This window comes from Spirillospora sp. CA-142024 (assembly GCF_050942325.1).
Lineage (GTDB): Bacteria > Actinomycetota > Actinomycetes > Streptosporangiales > Streptosporangiaceae > Spirillospora.
Map to the genome: position 1 here is coordinate 7,422,606 of NZ_CP192077.1, position 17,323 is coordinate 7,439,928.

At 71.7% G+C, this 17,323-nt stretch carries 10 protein-coding genes; 7 read left to right on the forward strand and 3 right to left on the reverse strand.

Annotation, left to right across the window (positions count from 1 at the left end; all coding sequences use genetic code 11):
* The first annotated feature begins 84 nt into the window (after window positions 1-84).
* Both ACQPZP_RS35050 and ACQPZP_RS35055 read left to right on the forward strand, forming a co-directional pair.
* The gene (locus tag ACQPZP_RS35050) at window positions 85-1,332 is read left to right on the forward strand and encodes an FxsB family cyclophane-forming radical SAM/SPASM peptide maturase (protein WP_433473978.1); all 1,248 of its coding nucleotides are present in this window, start codon (window positions 85-87) and stop codon (window positions 1,330-1,332) included.
* The gene (locus ACQPZP_RS35055) at window positions 1,329-2,642 is read left to right on the forward strand and encodes an HEXXH motif domain-containing protein (protein ID WP_433473979.1); all 1,314 of its coding nucleotides are present in this window, start codon (window positions 1,329-1,331) and stop codon (window positions 2,640-2,642) included. The genes ACQPZP_RS35050 and ACQPZP_RS35055 overlap by 4 nt, the downstream gene beginning before the upstream one ends.
* On the opposite strand, the gene fxsT (ACQPZP_RS35060) is transcribed toward ACQPZP_RS35055, so the two are convergent.
* The gene (fxsT, locus tag ACQPZP_RS35060) at window positions 2,639-5,140 is read right to left on the reverse strand and encodes an FxSxx-COOH system tetratricopeptide repeat protein (protein ID WP_433473980.1); all 2,502 of its coding nucleotides are present in this window, start codon (window positions 5,138-5,140) and stop codon (window positions 2,639-2,641) included. The two genes, ACQPZP_RS35055 and fxsT (ACQPZP_RS35060), sit on opposite strands and share 4 nt — an antisense overlap.
* Before the next feature lie 349 nt (window positions 5,141-5,489).
* On the opposite strand from fxsT (ACQPZP_RS35060), the gene ACQPZP_RS35065 reads away from it, so the two are divergent.
* The 5 genes from ACQPZP_RS35065 to fxsT (ACQPZP_RS35085) all read left to right on the forward strand — a co-directional run bounded on the left by ACQPZP_RS35065 (window position 5,490) and on the right by fxsT (ACQPZP_RS35085) (window position 14,325).
* Complete coding sequence (locus ACQPZP_RS35065; protein WP_433463689.1) at window positions 5,490-5,687, forward strand: hypothetical protein; 198 nt, start codon at window positions 5,490-5,492, stop codon at window positions 5,685-5,687.
* A gap of 489 nt (window positions 5,688-6,176) precedes the next feature.
* On the forward strand, window positions 6,177-7,589 hold the full coding sequence (locus ACQPZP_RS35070; protein WP_433473981.1) for an MFS transporter: 1,413 nt from the start codon (window positions 6,177-6,179) through the stop codon (window positions 7,587-7,589).
* Window positions 7,590-7,696: 107 nt separating this feature from the next.
* The gene (locus ACQPZP_RS35075; protein ID WP_433473982.1) at window positions 7,697-9,136 is read left to right on the forward strand and encodes an effector-associated domain 2-containing protein; all 1,440 of its coding nucleotides are present in this window, start codon (window positions 7,697-7,699) and stop codon (window positions 9,134-9,136) included.
* Between the two features lie 21 nt (window positions 9,137-9,157).
* Complete coding sequence (locus ACQPZP_RS35080; RefSeq protein ID WP_433473983.1) at window positions 9,158-10,183, forward strand: AAA family ATPase; 1,026 nt, start codon at window positions 9,158-9,160, stop codon at window positions 10,181-10,183.
* A complete protein-coding gene (fxsT, locus tag ACQPZP_RS35085; protein ID WP_433473984.1) occupies window positions 10,180-14,325 on the forward strand; it encodes an FxSxx-COOH system tetratricopeptide repeat protein in 4,146 nt (1,381 codons plus the stop codon). The genes ACQPZP_RS35080 and fxsT (ACQPZP_RS35085) overlap by 4 nt, the downstream gene beginning before the upstream one ends.
* On the opposite strand, the gene ACQPZP_RS35090 is transcribed toward fxsT (ACQPZP_RS35085), so the two are convergent.
* Window positions 14,290-16,110 (reverse strand): HEXXH motif domain-containing protein, encoded by a 1,821-nt coding sequence (locus ACQPZP_RS35090; RefSeq protein WP_433473985.1) that lies wholly within the window; start codon window positions 16,108-16,110, stop codon window positions 14,290-14,292. The two genes, fxsT (ACQPZP_RS35085) and ACQPZP_RS35090, sit on opposite strands and share 36 nt — an antisense overlap.
* Entirely contained in the window at window positions 16,107-17,279 is a 1,173-nt protein-coding gene (locus ACQPZP_RS35095; RefSeq protein ID WP_433473986.1) for an FxsB family cyclophane-forming radical SAM/SPASM peptide maturase, read from the reverse strand. The genes ACQPZP_RS35090 and ACQPZP_RS35095 overlap by 4 nt, the downstream gene beginning before the upstream one ends.
* Window positions 17,280-17,323: the final 44 nt, after the last annotated feature.

Sequence of the window (17,323 nt, forward strand, 5' to 3'; positions counted from 1 at the left end):
TTTGATGATCATGACATTGCGTATATAAAAGTATTGAGGTATCGCGCAGTGCCGCGCCAGAACCCGGCTTGGGAGATGATCGGTGTGAGCGTCGACGCGGCACGGCCGACCACCGAAAACGAATGGCCGGCCACGCTGAGCGTCCAGGCGCTGCTCGAGCAGGGGTGGCGGCCGACTCCGTTCCGCCAATTCGTACTGAAAATCCACAGCCGCTGCAATCTGGCCTGCGACTACTGCTACATGTACGAGATGGCGGACCAGAGCTGGCGTCGGCAGCCGCGGCGGATGTCGCGCGCCACCATCGACCGGACGGCCACCCGGATCGCAGAGCACGCGCAGTCCAACGACCTGCCCTGGATCGGGATCATCCTGCACGGCGGCGAACCCCTGCTGGCGGGCGCGGAACACATCAGGTACGCGGTGGACGCCGTGAATTCGGCGGTCGATTCGCGGACGTCGGTGAGTTTCCATGTGCAGACCAATGGCGTCCTGCTGGATTCGGTCTACCTGAAACTCTTCGACGAACTCGACATTTTCGTCAGCGTCAGCCTGGACGGCGACGAGGACGGCCATGACCGCCATCGCCGCCGCGCCAACGGCACCGGAAGCCACCGGGACGTCATGACCGGGCTGCACGGCCTGGCGACGCCCGCGTACCGGAGGCTGTTCAGCGGGCTGCTCAGCACGATCGACCTGGAGAACGACCCGATCGCCACCTACGAGGCGCTGATCGCCCATCGCCCGCCTGCCGTGGACTTCCTGCTCCCGCACGGGAACTGGGACACCCCTCCACCGGGCCGCGACGACGGCGACGCGACTCCGTACGGCGACTGGCTCGTCGCGGTCTTCGACCGCTGGTACCGCGCACCCGCCCGGGAGACCCGCGTCCGGCTGTTCTCCGAGATCATCCGGCTCCTCCTCGGCCGCCCCTCGCACAGCGAGTCGATCGGGCTGTCACCGGTCGCCGTCACCGTCGTGGAGACGGACGGAAGCATCGAACAGGTCGACACGCTCAAGTCCGCCTACGAGGGCGCGACGCGGACGGCGCTGCACGTCGGCCGGGACCCGTTCGACGCGGCGCTGATGCTTCCCGCGATGGCCGCCCGCCAGATCGGCCGCCGGGCGCTGGCCCCCGGATGCGCGGCCTGCCCCGTCCACCGCGTCTGCGGCGGCGGTCTCTACACGCACCGGTACCGCTCCGGCACCGGCTTCGCCAACCCGTCCGTCTACTGCCGCGACCTCCTTCACCTCATCACCCACATCCGGGACGCGGTCTCCAAGGACGTGGCCGACTACAAGCGCAAGGCGTCTTCCAGGGAGCGGAGTGGATGAACCTCGGCGTGCACCGGATCCCCGAAAAGGTCTTCCTGGCGCTCGCCGCGGGCGGCGGCGGTACGACCGCTGTCGAACTCCTCCGCAGAGCCCAGTACAGCAAGCGCCTCCTGCTGCTGCGCGGCGTGCGGAACGCGGGCGGCCCGGAGACCGCCCGCGCCTATGACCTGCTCGCACGCATCCAGGAGGACGCCCCCGAGGCGGTCGAGGCCGTGCTCCGCTATCCGACCGTCGGCGAATGGACCCGGCGCACCCTCGTCGTCCTGTCCGGCAAGGAGGACGGAACCGCCTGTCCGGGCGAGCTCGCGGCCCTCGCCGCGGGCGCGGCGATCAAGGCCGGGTTCCGCTGCGAGATCGAGGTGCCGGCGCGCTCGGGCGCGATCGTCCTCCCGGGGCTGGGGCGCGCCCTCGTCCCCGGCCGGGCGAGCGCGCTCGTCCGGTCCGGGCCAGGCGGCGCGGAGGTGGTGGCCGGGGACGCCCGGACGCGCCTCCCCCGCGACGTCCACCGGGACGCGCCCGGCTGGGAGGCGATACGCCGACTGACGGTGGAGCACCGCGGAGCGGACGGCGTCTTCCTCCTGGACGAGCACGACCCGGACCGCATGCCCGGCGCCGACTGGCTCCCGCATCGGCTGGGAAGATCCGAACTGGAGCACTGGCGGTCGACCCTCGACGACGCCTGGCGCATCCTGACCCGGCACCACCCGAGCGTCGCCGAGGACGTCGCCGCCTTCATCTCCGTCCTGACCCCGCTCGTGTCACCGGTGTACCGGCAGGCGAGCGCCACCCCCAGGCACGCCTTCGGCAGCATCGGCCTCTCCAGCCCGCCTGACGCCCGCTTCCTCGCCGTCACGCTGGCCCATGAGGTCCAGCACACCAAGCTCACCGGGCTGCTGGACGTCGTCCACCTGACCGAACCCGACGACGGCGCCACCTACTACGCGCCCTGGCGGGACGACCCGAGGCCCGTCGCCGGGCTGCTGCAGGGCGCCTACGCCCACCTCGGCATCGCCGGTTTCTGGCGCACCCAGCGCCATCACGAGACGGGCGCGGCCGCGCTGGAGGCGGACGGCGAGTTCGCGCGCTGGCGCGCCGCCACGGACCTCGTGATCCGCACCCTCGCCGGAACCGGACGCCTCACCCCCGAGGGCGAGGTATTCGTCGGCGAGATGGGCCGCACGGTCCGTGCCTGGCTGGACGAACCGGTCCGGGACGAGGCGCTGCGCCGCAGCCGGGACACGGCCGGACGGCACGTGGTCGCCTGGCGCCGCCGATACGGCGCGCACCCCTCGCTCCCCGGCACCGCCTAGATGGGCGGCGGGTCGAAGTCGCAGTCGAGATGGCGCGACTCAGCGGCGACGACGGCGTCCGGATGCTCCAGGCCGACCGTCCTGGCGTAGACGTCCATCGTCTCCTTGTACAGTCCGTTCGCCTCTTCCTCCTCACCGAGTTCCCGGAGGGAGACCGACAGGTTGGCGGCGCAGGCCAGCGTCATCGGATGCTCGTCCCCGACGGTCGCGCGCAGCCGCCGCAGCGTCCCGCGGCCGAGCTTGCACGCCGACTCCACCTCGCCGAGCTCCTTGAGGTCGCTGGCCAGATTGGTGGCCACGGTGAGCGAGTAGTGGTGATCGCGGCCCAGCTTGACCTCCAGACCCGCGAGCGCCTTCTCGTTGAGCCTGCGCGCGGACTCCGCATCGCCGAACACGCGGCGCAGCAGCGCCAGGTTCCCGCCGCATCCGTGGTTGTAGGGATGCTCGGAACCGTAGACCTTCGGATACCGGACGACGGTGTCGGCGGCCAGTTCCAGGGCCGAGTCCAGATCACCGGTGCTCCGCAGGCCGTTGGCGAGGCACATCGCCGCGGCCAGGGTGTCGGGGTGGTCCAGCCCGAAGAGCCGGACGGAGCGCGCGTTGACCTCCTGCGCCTGTTCGAGCGACCGCTCCAGTTCGCCGGCCCTGCGCAGGGCGATGGCCAGGTCCTTGGCCACGAGCAGCGTCAGCGGATGTTCGGCGCCCAGCTCGTCCACGGCCTTGGCGTACGCCTCCTCGCCGAGGTCGCACGCCTCTCCGTAGTCTCCGCAGAGCCGGACCGCGCGCGCCAGCCCGCCGAGCGCGTTGGTGATGTGGGTCGCGTTGGCCTCCGGGGACTCCCCGAACAGCAGGTAGACGGCTTCGTGGAGATCCTTGGACTTCGTGTAGTCGCTGTTCAGGCCGTGGTCCAGCGCCAGGTTGTGCATGGCCCGCAGCGTGTCGATCGACGTCTCGCCGAACGCCTCCCGATGCCGCTCCAGCGAACGGAGATCGTGATCCCGGGCGTCCGCGAAGTCCCCCCGCGCCCGGAGGTCGGCGCCGAGCGAGTTCAGGAGCTGCAACGTCATCCGGTGTCTCGGGCCGACGAGTGCCTCCGTCCGCTCCATGGCGTTGAGGTTCGACTCGTACGCGGCGCCGTACTCGCCGCGGTCGCGGAGGATGTTGCCGAACTGCCGCTTGGCCTCCAGGAGATCGAGGTCGTTCTCCCCCGAGTCGGCCGTCCACTGGTCGACGAGACGCTCGATCAGGTGCTGCGCGAACGCGAAGTCGCCGGACAGACGCAGATAGCGGACGATGTTGACGGCGAACTTGCGGACCTCGGGGTCGTGGCTCTCCGCGACGGCGGCCGGCCCCACGTGGCCGATCAGCTCCGAGTAGCGGCGCCAGCTCGACGGGGACTCCGCGTCCTCCGCCGGCATCGCCGCCACGAGGAGCATGTGCACCTCGCCGCGGAAGCGCGCCTGGTCGGCCTGGGACAGCTCGTCGCGCAGCAGCGCCTGGATCAGCCGGTGCACCTGGATGGTCCGGCTCGGCGGGTCGATCTTCGCCAGCGCGTACCGGCCCACCTCGCCGAACGCCCGCGCGAGCCGGATCGGATTGCGCAGGAGCCCGCCCAGCGGCTGCCCCATTCCGGGCGGGGTCCGGGAGAACACCTCGCGGGGGATCGGCTCGGGGCCGAAGAACGCGCAGCAGCGGAGCAGCTCGACCGCTTCCGGCACCTTCTCGGCGAGGCTGTTCACCGACAGCCTCCAGGCCGCCGTCATCGAGACCGGATACTCGCTCGGCTTGCCCTCGGCGAGCAGCTGGCTGGTGCACTCCGCCAGCAGTCGCAGATACTCCGCGACGGACATGCCGGTCTCGGCCTGAAGGGCGCCCGCCTGCTCCAGGGCGAGCGGCAGGTCCCCCAGCTCATGCGCGAGCCGGTCGGCCTCGTCCTCGCTGATGGCCCGCGGGAGCCTCTTGTTGAGGAACGCGATGCTCTCCTCGCGGGCGAACACGTCGACCTGGACCGTGTGGCCGACCCCGTCCCACCGCGGGTTGCGCGAGGTGACGAGCACGTGTCCGCCCTGGGGCAGCAGGTCCTGGAGGTCCTCCGGCTGGTCGGCGTTGTCGAAGATGAGCAGCCAGCGGCGGTACGGATCCCCCCGCCGCAACGCGTCGAGCACCGCGTTGGCGGCGTCCTCGACCCCCAGCGTGGTCGCGGGCGGCAGACCGAGCGAGGGCGCGAGTGCCGCGAGCGTCGGCCGCACGAGGGACGGCTGGTCGGCCGGCACCCACCAGACCAGGTCGTAGTCGAACCGGAACCGGTGCGCGAACTCCACCGCCATCTGGGTCTTGCCCACCCCGCCCAGGCCGTGCAGGGCGTGCGGAAGCACGGCGGTGACCTGGTCCGAAATACCGGCCTTGAGCTTGGTGAGCAACTCCTCACGTCCGGTGAAGTTCTTGTTCCGCGGCGGGATCCTCCCCCAGATCGCCGGGGCCGTCACCGGGAGCGTCATGCGTCCACCTCCGCATTTCGCCGATCATCACATGACCAGACGGTTCATCTCTCACCTGTACTCAGTTACCGTAATATCGCATTAGAGTGAGTGGCGGAACAGGTCACGCGACACAGATGCGCGATCGGATGACGTTAAGGCCGTGGATTTCGGTCAACGCCCGAAGCGGTTTCGACTGCGCCGTAAAACGCCGCGCCGGAACGCGCCGGAATTCGACGGCCGGCCGGAGCCTCGACGGCCGAACTAGGATTTTTCTGCCTTCATTGATATGTTGCTGTCAATGCTCAGCCTTACCTGACTCGTGTGCAGGACTGCGGCCGGCGAGCGGGACCGCGCTTGAGGAGACTTCATGCAGAAGCAGGAAATCACCCTTCACAACGACCTCATCGATGTGTCGGACCTCTCGCTTCGCCAGCTGGACGACCTGCTCGGGGAGTCGGCCATCGAGCAGGCCCTCCGCGAGGCCCTCGACCCGGCTCGCGGCGACTTCGTGGCCGCCAGCTTCAGCAGCGATCTGGCCGAAGACCCCATATCCGCCGGACGCTGAGCCGCAGGACCGGCGCAGGGAGACCCCTCGCCTGAGACCGGACCGGCGGGCATCACCGGTGCGCTTCGCGCCACAGGGCGGGCGGCCGACGATGACTGCCGAGATGCCTCCCGCCCTGATGGACAGCCGGGGCGAGCCTCACGCACAGCCCAGCGGGCGACATACGGCGGTCAAGAATCGCACGAGACTCGCTGGGCGTAAGCCCTTTCTCGACAATCAGCCCGATTCTGTCGCGATCTCCACTAGAGTCTGCGTGCGGCCCGAAGGCTACGGCGCCGTAGGTTTCCACTCGGCGCAATGGTGCGTCTTTCGTGGCATTGTGGGTGATTTTCGTTAGTCGCCAGAGTCGCTGAGCAGGGACCTTCCGGAGTCGGCGCCCGCCTGCCGGCCCCTGGTGGGCGACCGAGTTTCAGCACGGCGAAACCGGCCACCATAAGTCGTGAGGAGGATACAGTAGGTGGCCGCTACGGATGGTGCAAGCAGGTCCGCGTGAAACCGCGGGCTTCCTTGCCGCGGGATTTCACCTTCCTGTGGAGTGGATCCGCGGCATCCCAGCTCGGCACCATGAACGCGGCCATCGCGCTTCCACTGCTGGCCCTGTCGCTCACCCGCTCCCCCGTCTTCGCGGGCTGGGTCGCCGCCGCGGGCACGGGCCCCCGCCTGCTGCTCTACCTGCCCGCCGGGATGCTCGTCGACCGGTTCGACCGGCGCCGGATCATGCTGACCTGCCAGTACACCCGGTTCACGGTGTCGGTGCTGCTGGCCATCGGACTCGTCCTGCACTTCCATCCCGGCCATCTGCTGGTCGGTGCCGCCGCCGCGGACGGCGCGCTGGCCGCCCTGTACAACCTGGCCGAGGTGGCCGTCGTGCGCCGGGTCGTCAGCTACGACGCCCTCCCCGAGGCCATGGCGAGAAACGAGGCGCGCAGCCACATCGCGCTCCTTCTCGGTCGCCCACTCGGCGGTTTTCTGTACGGCGTCAATCGCGCACTTCCCTTCACCGCGGACGCACTGTCCTCACTTTTCTCCGCATTGACCCTGCATTGCATGAAGAACAAGGAGTTCAAAGCCAGGGAACGAGACGATGTGCCGACCGCCGACTTCCGCAAGTGCCTGGAGTTTCTCAGGCGAGATCCCTTCCTGCGCATGGTGCTCGTCATCTGCGCGGTGACGAATTTCGCGTTCCAGACCGTCTTCCTCATGCTCGTCGTGCAGGCGGACCGGGAATTCGACTCCACCTCGATGATCGGCATCCTCTTCGCGGCGTCCGGGCTGGGAGGCACGCTGGGCGCAGTCGTCGCCCCGCGCCTCTTCCGGCGCTTCAGGCTGGCGCACGGCAACCGGCCGATGCTCGTCCTGTTCTGCTGCGTGTGGGGGTGGTCCGCCATGACCTCCATCGTGACGATCGGCGACCATCCGCTGACCGGGCTGGCCGCGTGGGGCGGGATCAGCTTCATCGGCGCGCACATCAACGTGACGCTGACCGTCTACCAGGCGATCTGGGTCCCCAACGAGATGCTGGCGAGGGTGGCCAGCATCAACAACCTCGTCACCCAGAGCGCGGTGCCGCTGGGGTCGCTCTTCTCCGGCTACCTGTTGTCGCTCGTGTCGAGCACCAGGATCGTGACCGCGGTCGTCATGGCGGTCACCCTGTGCGTCGCCGTGACCAGCACATGCCTTCTTTGGTTCCCGCTCAAATGGCCAGGGATCGTTCTCGGGCGGATCCTGCGGACGGTGCGCGGCGCGTTGGCGCAGGCGCTCGTACCGCGGCTCCCCCGATGCCCGGCCTGGGATCGGGCCTACCTGAAACTGAACCGGCCCCTCGCTCCCGCCGAACGCGACACAGCCCTTTATGACACTTCCGCGCAACCGGAAATACCCCAGACGATAGGCCCGCGCTGAACGCGTACGATGTGCCCACCGATGGGGGTGCCGGTGCGGTTCGATGTCGGAGGGGATGAATGTCGGACGTGGCCTGGTCACTGTCATTCGAGGATCAGTCTCGCCTGGTGAAGGCCCTGTGGCGGCTTGAGGCGATACGCAAGCGCAACGCCCGTGACCTGTGTGTCTCCCTGCTCGAACGGCAGCTCGGCCATCCGCTGCCCCTGACGCGCGACGACAGCGACATCAACGACGTCTGGCAGCTCGTCGATTCGTGCCTCTCCTATGCCGGCGCGTTCCACGCCCTGATGACGGTCGTCGAGGAGTTCCATCGCGGCAGCATCCCCATGGAGGAACTCCGGAACCTGGTCGACGAGCTCCTGCCCGAACCGCTGCTCCATCCGCGGGAGCGGAGGGAGCTCGACGGGCTCCTCAGAACCCTGGCCGCCCGCGCCCCCGAGGTCGTGGCGCCCGACGTGATCCGGGCCCTCTACTGGGAGGTCACCGGTCCGTCCGGCCCCGCCCTGAACGCCGACCCGGGCGATCTGCGCGGCGTCCTGGCCCGGCTGGAGGACCTCACGGTCAGCGTCGACGGCGTCCCGCCGCTGCTGGCCTTCGTCGAGGAACTCGCCGCCGGCGCGAACGGCCGCCCCGCCGTCGACCTCCAGAGCTGGGCCGACGGCCTCGCGCACCGGCTCGGGCTGGCACGCAGCCTCCCCGCGGCGCGGCGGCGCGCCGCGCAGGCGTCCCAGCGCAGGCAGCCGCGCAGCTACCTGATCATCGAGTTCCGCCCGGACGGGGCCGTCCCCGACCGGTACCTGACCTCCGCCTGGCTGCAGGTCGAGGGCGAGCACGGACTCATGCTCCACTGCGACGACGATCCCCTGCCCTTCGACCGGCTGCCCGTCCTCGTCAAGGAGCTGCTGAGCGAGAACCAGCAGGTCGTCAACCGGCCGACGCCCGAGCTGACGCTGGAGTTCGTCCTGCCGGTCGACCTGCTCGGGACGCCCCTCGACCAGCTGCGGATCACCGTGGACGGGCTGGAGCGGCGGCTCGGCATCGAGCATCCGGTGGTCGTCCGGAGCCTCGACCGGATGCGGCGGCAGGCGTACCACCACCCCTGGCGCCGCAAGTGGCACTGGCTCCGGGAGAATCCGCGCGGCGCGAAGGTGTGCTGGGTGACACAGCCCGGGCAGTACGGCGGTGAAAGCCTCTACAACATGCTGTTGTCAGAGCCGTCGTCCGTGTGCCTGGCCATGGCGTTCCCGCCCCGGCCGGACGGCCCGGACTCCTCCGACGAGCTCCGCGCCGCGCTCCAGGCGGGGGCGCCGATCGTGGCCTGGTGCAGGCGGGGACGCGATCCGGGGCGGTTCGTCCAGGAGTTCCAGGACCTGCTGGACATGGGGGCCCTGGCGCTGCCCGACACCGTGCTGACGCTGCGCCGGCAGGCACTGCGCGCGCTCGACGAGGATCCCGGGGGCGACCATCTCGGCCTCGATCTGACGTTGATCTTCGATGACGCGGACCGGCTGCCCGAACCCTACGTTCGGCTGAAGGCGCCGGCCTGAGCTCATTCCTGGGAGGTTCCTGTGGCGACGACGGACACGCCTCCGGGCGAAGGATCCGGCGACTGGCTCATCTACCGGGGTGACGGCACGCCGCACGACGGCCTGGCGCGCCTGCCCGAACCGCCGCCCTGGCGGCGGTTCGACGTGGACGACGGTCCGGCGCGGCTCCACGGAGGCGGCCTGGAGCGGGCCCTGTCGTATCGTCCGGGCCCGAACGTGGTCACCATGGTGAACGTCGCCCTCCACCTCAGGCGGCCCCTGCTGGTCACCGGGAAGCCGGGAACGGGCAAGTCGACGCTCGCCTACAACGTGGCCCACGAGCTGGGTCTCGGCCCCGTCCTGGACTGGCCGATCACCAGCCGGGCGACCCTGCAGGAAGGGCTGTACCGCTACGACGCCATCGGCCGCCTGCACGAGACGAGCCTGCGCCAGGCGGTCGCGCCGGGCGCCGCGACCGAGGCCCCCGACATCGGCCGCTACATCCGGCTCGGGCCGCTCGGGACGGCGCTGCTGCCGCAGCCGCGCCCCCGGGTGCTGCTCATCGACGAACTCGACAAGAGCGACATCGACCTGCCCAACGACCTGCTCAACGTGTTCGAGGAGGGCGGGTACACGATTCCGGAACTCGAACGCCTCCCCGAGGACCAGCCGGTCGTGCACGTCATGCCGGCCAAGGGGCCCGACCGGGTGCCGGTCGGGCGCGGCAGGGTCCAGTGCACCGCCTTCCCCCTGGTCGTCATCACGAGCAACGGCGAGCGGGAGTTCCCCCCGGCGTTCCTGCGCCGCTGCGTCCGGCTGGTGATCGAGCCGCCGAGCCCCGAGCAGCTCGCCGAGATCGTCGAGGCCCATCTCGGCGGGGCGGCGCGCACGGCGAGCGCGGACCTCATCCAGGAGTTCCTGGACCGCCGCGAGCAGGGCGACCTCGCCACGGACCAGCTGCTGAACGCGGTCTACCTGTGCACGACCGGTTCCCGGCCGCCCGAGGCCACGCTGCACGACCTGGTCACCGCGATCCTGCGCCCGCTGGGCGCCGCCGGATCGGGATGATCCGGCGGCTGATCGAGGCGCTGGAGGCGCTCGATCCCCAGCCCACCGCGGAGGAGGTCGCGGACGCCCTCTGGCTGGCGCGGTCGCTGCCGGCGCCGGAGCCGGCCGCCGCGGCGGCCCCGCCGCGGCCCGGCAGGGAGCCGGCGCGGGACTCGCCGCCCGAACCGGTCGCCCCGGAGCCCGCGGTCACCGGCCGGGCACCGCACCGGCCGGTCCGCCCGGCGGCGGCCTCCCCGCAGGCGGGCCTGCACCTCGCGGCGCCGGAGCCGGGGGCGGGCGACCCCGTCCGCGCTCCGGCGGCGCCGGCGATCCCGCACGCGCTGAGCCTCGCCCGCGCGTTGCGGCCGTTGCGCGGCCGGTTCTCCTCCCGGACGGTCGAGAACCTCGTCGAGGAGGCGACGGCGCAGCGGATCGCGGAGACGGGCATCTGGGAACCGGTGATGGAGCCCGCCCCGGAACGGTGGCTGGACCTCGCGCTCGTGGTCGACGGCAGCGCGTCCATGATCGTCTGGACCCGGCAGGCCGCCGAGCTGCGGACGCTCATGGAGCAGCTGGGCGCCTTCCGCGACGTGCGCGTGTGGCGGCTGAACGCCGACGACGACTCGCTCGTCCTGCGCACCGGAACGGCCTCGGCCGGCCCTGGACGCAGTCCGGACGAGCTGATCGACCCCACCCGCCGCCGCGTGGTCCTCGTCTTCTCCGACTGCATCGGCCCGGCCTGGGGCGACGGGCGGGCCGCCGCGCTCCTCGAACGCTGGGCGCGGTCCGCACCGGTGGCGATCCTCCAGCCGCTCCCCCAGCGGCTGTGGGGGCGGTGCGCGACGCCGGCGGAACCCGTGTGGATCGGCGCGGACCAGGCGGGGCTGCCCAACGACCGGCTCGACGTCCGGTCCCGGGACGAGCCCCGCACGCCCCCCGGCATCGCGATCCCCGTGATGGAGCTGGAGCCCCGCTGGCTGCGGCCGTGGGCCGAGCTCGTCGGCGGCGGGGCCGGGCGGATCGCCGCCAAGGCCGTCTTCACCGGCTCGCCGTCCCGCGAGATCCGGCGGGACGGCGACGGCGACCCGGCGCCCGCGGAACGGGTGATGCGGTTCCGGGCCGCCTCCTCGCCGACGGCGTTCCGGCTGGCCGGCTATCTCGCGGCGGCCCCGCTGCGGCTGGAGGTCATGTCGCTGGTCCAGCAGGCCATGCTGCCGGAGTCGAACTCGGCGCACCTGGCCGAGGTGTTCCTCGGCGGCCTGCTGCGCCGGGCCCGGCGGGCCACCGATCCGGACGGGATCGAGTACGAGTTCCACGACGGGGTGCGGGACGTCCTGATCGGCGGGCTCGGCCGCGCGGAGGCGATGAGCGTCCTGCGGAACGTCTGGGAGGTCGTCCGCGGGCGGTGGGGGTCGCCCCAGGACTTCCCGGCGCTGCTGCGAGCCGTCCAGCAGGGAACCGAGGACCTGCGGCAGGACCCGCCGTTCGCGCAGGTCGCGGCGCGGGTGCTGGCCCGGCTCGGCGGACGGTACGCGCAGATCGCCGAACGGCTGGCGGAGGCGGCCGCGGACCGTCCCGGGGAGCCGGCTCCGGACGACCCCGGGTCGGCGGCCGACGAGGACCCGGCACGGGAGGAGCCCGGGGAGGAGGCGCCGACGCTGCTGCAGGGCGGCGGGCTTCCGGCGCGCAACCCGCACTTCACCGGCCGCGACTCCCTGCTCCACGACATCCGGGCGAAGCTGTCCGGCGCGGTGATCTCGCTCCTGCCGGCGGAACCGCGCGGGCTCGGCGGACAGGGCAAATCGCAGCTCGCCGTGGAGTACGCACACCGCTACGCCGGCGACTACGACCTCATCTGGTGGGTTCCCGCCGAGCAGATCACCCTGGCCAGGTCGTCGCTCGCGGAGCTGGCCCGGCGGCTCGGCACGCCGTTGAGCGACGACGTCAACCGCACCGTCGAGCGGCTGCTGGACGCGCTGCGCCGGGGCCGGGAGTACCGGCGCTGGCTGCTCATCTACGACAACGCCACCGACCCGGACGAGATCGCGCCGCTCATGCCCGTCCGTCCCGAGGCACCGGACGGTCTGCTGACGACGGCGGCCCCCGGCGGGCATGTGCTGGTCACCTCCCGGGACCGGCGCTGGGCGGAGCGCACGGTCGCCGAGGACGTCGGTGTGTTCGAGCGCCGGGAGAGCATCGCGCTGCTGTGCCGCCGCGTGCCCGGCCTGACCCCGGGGGACGCCGACCGGCTCGCCAAGCGGATCGGCGACCTGCCGCTGGCGGTCGAGCAGGCCGCCGCGTGGCAGGCCGTCACCGGCCGGACGTCCGGGGAGTACCTGCGGCTGCTTGACCGCCGGCTCCGGGAGGAGGCCGGCACGAGCCTCCCACTCGACTATCCGGCGGAGCTGGCCGCCACGCTGAGCCTGGCCTTCGAGCGCCTCCTGGAGGACGCCCCCGCGGCCGGCAGGCTGCTGGAGCTGTGGGCCTTCTTCGGCCCCGAGCCGGTCGCCCGGGGGCTGCTGTCGGCCGGCGCCGTCGACGGGCTTCCGCCGGAACTCCAAGAGACCTTGGCGGACACCGGCCTGCTCCGGACGGCGATGGCCGACATCGATCGGCATGCCCTGGGCCGGCATGATCCGGGCCTGTGCAGCCTCCAGGTCCACCGGCTCGTCCGGACGATGCTGCAGAACAGGCTGTCCGAGAGCGACCGCGGCACCGTCCAGGACCGGGTGCACCGGATTCTCGCCGCCGCGACGCCGCAGGCCCCGCCGGACGACGAGACGACCTGGGACGTCCGGGCGGAGATCGCACCCCACGTGGTGCCGGCGGGGGTCATCGGCGGCGCGTCCACCGAGGTCCGGCGGGTCGCCCTCGACCAGATGCGCTACCTGTACCTGCTCGGGGACTTCGAGGGCAGCCGGGTGCTCGCCGAGATCGCCCTGGAGCACTGGCAGCGGGAGCTCGGCCCCTACGACGAGTCGGTCCTCGTCGCGGGCCGCGAACTCGGCACCGTGCTGCGCGCCCTCGGGGACGTGGCCGCGGCGAACGCGCAGAACGCCGACATCTACCGGCGGACGACCGAGCGTTTCGGGCCCGGCCACTCGATCACCATGCACGCCGCGCGGAACGTGGCGGCGGACCGGCGCTTCCAGGGCGATTTCAGGGCCGCGCTCGACCTCGACCAGGACACGCTGCGCCGGATGGCCCGGCTGTTCGGGAACGGTCACGTCGAGACGCTCCGCGTCGCCAACAACGTGGGCATCGACCTGCGCCTTCTGGGCGACTTCGAGAAGGCCCGCGCGATCGACGCCGACGCCCTCGAACAGCTCCGGGCGAACCTCGGGCCGCGAAACCGCAACTGCCTGCTGGCCATGAGCCAGCTCGCCCGTGATCTCCACGGGCTGGGCGAGTACCGGGAGGCCGCGAGTCTGCAGCACGACGTTCTGTCGATCATGCGGGAGGCGCTCGCGCCCGACCACGCGTTCGTGCTGCACACGGAGATGAGCCATGCCGGAACCCTGCGCAAGCTCGGAGCCCACGCCTCGGCGCGGAACCTCGCCGAGGACACGCTGCGGCTGCACCGGCAGCGGTACGGCGAGAACCATCCGGACACCCTCGCGGCCCAGCGGGTCCTGGTCACGGCGTGCCTGGCGACCGGCGACGCGGACAAGGCGCGCGGGCTGGGCGAGGCGGCCCTGGCAGGACACCGCCGGGTCATGGGCGTGGAGCATCCGTTCACCCACGCCTGCGCGGCCGACCTCGCGATGGTGCTGCGGCGGCTGGGCGACCATGAGGCGGCACTCGTCCACGATGACAACTCGGTGCATGAACTGCGCGACGCCTTGGGCGCCGACCATTACTTCTCGCTGTGCTGCTCGGCCGGCCTCATCCAGGACCTCTTCCACATGGGGAGGCTGGAGGCGGCTCGCATGCGGTCCACCGAGACCTTGGAGCGGTTCAGGAGTCGCCACGGAGCCGCTCACGTCTACACCGTGGCGTGCGAGCACAATCACGAGGTGATCTGTAAGGCCCTCGGCCTGGACACCCCGGGCTCGGACGCGGTCCGGTCTCTGGCGAGCGCGCTCGGCCCCGAGCATCCCGACGTGAAGCAGGCTGTGGAGGGACGGCTACTCGACTGCGATATCGCGCCGACCCCACTCTGAGGTTCCGGTCGCTCTCACGCTCTGCAGGGCCGGTGCCAGCCATTCGGCGAGTTCCACGGGATCGGGCGCGTCTGCCTGATCCTGGACGATGTGCCGGTACACGGCGGCCACGATTTCGGGGAACTCCGAAAGCGGCTGCGCCGCGTGCCCCCCGCTGCCCCTGAGCGACAGGACGAGCCCCGCCCAGTGTTCGGGGCGCGCCGGTTCAGCCGCGATGAGAGCGCGGTAGGAGGCCAGGGCCGCGTCGTGCCGTTCCCTCACCTGGGCGAGGCCGGCGGTCAGTTCCGCTGAGGCGCCCGCCCCCTCCCGCTCGCAGAGGCGCGCGAAGGCGGCCGGATCGCGCAGTGACAGGCACCGCAGGTCCGCGCGCGTGTCGGGGACACCGGGCCTCACGTCGGCGGGCCGCAGGACGGGGGCCTTGTGCAGCGCACCCGGCGGCTCCGAGCGCCAGCGACCGGCGACCGGCCGCACCTCCTCCGGGTCCGGCCGGAGGTTGCGCAGGCGCCAGACGAGGGCGTGGTCCGCGGCGCTGCTCCTCGCCTGCCTCCGGGCTTCGGGGGCGAGCGGGACGTCCGTCCAGCGGTCCAGGGCGGTGCGCATCCCCTCGACGAACCGTTCCCCCGCCCCGGTGAGGCGCCCCGACGCTTCGAGCCGCCGGATCGCGTACGAGGTCTGGTCGCGCGAGAGGGCGAAGGCGTACTCGCCGTACGCGGCGTCGCCGCCCGTCAGCGCCTCAAGCTGCCGCCCCCAGAAGCCGGTCACGCCGAGATAGGCGTAGGCGCCGTGGAGGAGACCTCCGATCGGTCGTGGATCGTTGCGCCACGGCGAGTAGTGCCGCTCGCCGTGGCGGTCCGCGTAGAGCGGAACACGGTCGAGCAGCGAGCAGAGCTTGACGTGCTGGAACTCGTGCACCAGGGACTCGGCGAACAGCAGCGCGTCCTCGGGCTGCGTGATCGCCACGGCGCCGAGCGCGTCCGCGCTGGTGGCGCTCAGCCCGCGCCGGCCTCCGCGGGTCGTCAGGGGGACGAGCGCGTTCAGGCCCGCGGTCATCGCGGCGACCCGGCCGGGGTCGTTCCGGACGAGGAAGGACCACGCCCCGTCCAGGGTGCGCCGCCACCCCTCGGCGGCCGCCGCGTCCAGGCGGCCCGCGGGCCCCAGCCGGTGGTTGTCCCGGTACGGGTCGAGATCGTCGAGATGGACGTCGAGGGCGCGGCCGGCGTGCGAGACGCGGAGCCGGTGCACTCCCCGCCACCCGGGCGCGTCCGCGTGCGGATCGGCCGGGAGAGCGACCCGCCGGTCCCCCGCCGAGACCTCGGCCTCCCCGCCATCGCACCGGACCGCCGCGGTGCCGTCGTGACCGGGCCGCGCCACCTCCGCACGGCCGAGCGAGGGCAGGTTCACCATGCCGTCCCGGACCACGGCGGTCGCGGTGAAGGTGAGGCCGGACCGGATGGCCGCGGCGACCGCCACGTTCGCGAAGTGCGCGAGGTCGGCGCGGGCGGCGGCGCCCCCCTCGCGCAGCCGCCGGAGGCACGCGGCCGACCAGGCGGTCACATGCGGGTACAGCATGAGCTCCTCGACCTGGCGCGGCGCCCTGGCCTGCGCGGCGGCCAGCAGATCATAGGCGTCCCGATCGAGTGAGGGCCCCGAGTCGAGCAGGGCGCGGAGCCGGAGCAGCTGCGTGCTGTACTCCGCCTTCCACAGCAGCCGCACGGTCGAGTCGTCGCCGTCGCCCGCCGCCAGCGCCTCGAAGTGCGCGAGGGGGATCTCGTGGTTGCGCATCATCCGGTCACCGCGCGGGACGGGAAGAGATCGGCCCGCATCCGGCCTCCGATGTGATCGATGATCTTCATGAGGTCGCGGCAGTACACCGAGGGATTGTGAAAGCCGCGGCCGGCCCGGTAGCGGTGCGGGTAATTGCCCGCCCCGCAGATATCGCGGACGGGGCACGCGAGGCATTCCACGCACAGCGCGGACCGCCCGATCTGCCGCGCCACGATGCCGGGATGCCCGAGCACCTCGTCGAAATCGTGGCCGGTCACCGTGAACCCGGTCCGCGGAGCCCCGGAGAAGGAGCTCTTGAGCGTGTCGACCTGCTGGATCGTCCCGTCGGTGTCGACCACGACCAGGGCCACCGGAGAGAGGCCGATGCTCTCGCTGCGGCTCTGGCCGCCGAGGATCAGGTGCATGATCTCCTCGAAGAACCGGATGCCCGTCTCCCGCGCGGGGCTGCCGTACCAGCGGTCGAAGAGGTCGATGAGCCAGTCCGCGTAGGGGGTGTCGTCGCTGCCGGGGTCCCGGCCGGGCGGCGGGGCGGACCACGTCCCGTGCGGAAGCAGGAAGTTGATCTTCGGCGGGCCGGTCCTCAGCAGGTCCTCGTAGACGGCGACGGGATCGTTGGCCGTGTCGACCGTGCACAGCACGCCGCGGTAGAGGTGCCGGTAACGCCCGGCCAGGCGGTCGAGCCCGCGCGCCACGACGGCGTGGCTGCCGCGGCCGTCGGCGTACCGGCGATGCCGGTCATGCCCCTCCCGGTCCCCGTCCACGCTGACCGAGACGCCGATGTCATGCGCGTCCAGCACCGACAGCGCCCGGTCGGTCAGCAGGACCCCGTTCGTCGGCATGCTGATGCGGACGCCGCACGGGATCGCGGCGCGGATCTCCCGAGCGGCGAAATCGATGTAGTCGACGCCGGCGAGGAGCGGTTCACCGCCGTGCAGGACGACCTCGATCTCCTTGAGGCGATGAGTCTCGGCGTGCCGTGCGATGCGGGCCACCGCGCTGCGCAGGACCTCCGCCGGCATTCGCCTCGGCTGGGATCGCCAGCTCTGGTCGGCGGCCTCGTAGACGTAGCAGTAGTCACAGGCCAGGTTGCACCGGCTGCTGATTTTGAGAACAAATTCGCGGAACGGCACCGGACGCCAGCCGAAGGCCGTCAGAGCGGCGACGTCCAACCCATTTTCCGGCCATTCATTACCGGCCTGGAAACCGATTGCCT

Coding starts and splice junctions, on each gene's coding strand:
- ACQPZP_RS35055 (WP_433473979.1), top strand. CDS start 1,329: ATGAACCTCGGCGTGCACCGGATCCCCGAAAAGGTCTTCCTGGCGCTC.
- fxsT (WP_433473980.1), bottom strand. CDS start 5,140: ATGACGCTCCCGGTGACGGCCCCGGCGATCTGGGGGAGGATCCCGCCG.
- ACQPZP_RS35065 (WP_433463689.1), top strand. CDS start 5,490: ATGCAGAAGCAGGAAATCACCCTTCACAACGACCTCATCGATGTGTCG.
- fxsT (WP_433473984.1), top strand. CDS start 10,180: ATGATCCGGCGGCTGATCGAGGCGCTGGAGGCGCTCGATCCCCAGCCC.
- ACQPZP_RS35090 (WP_433473985.1), bottom strand. CDS start 16,110: ATGATGCGCAACCACGAGATCCCCCTCGCGCACTTCGAGGCGCTGGCG.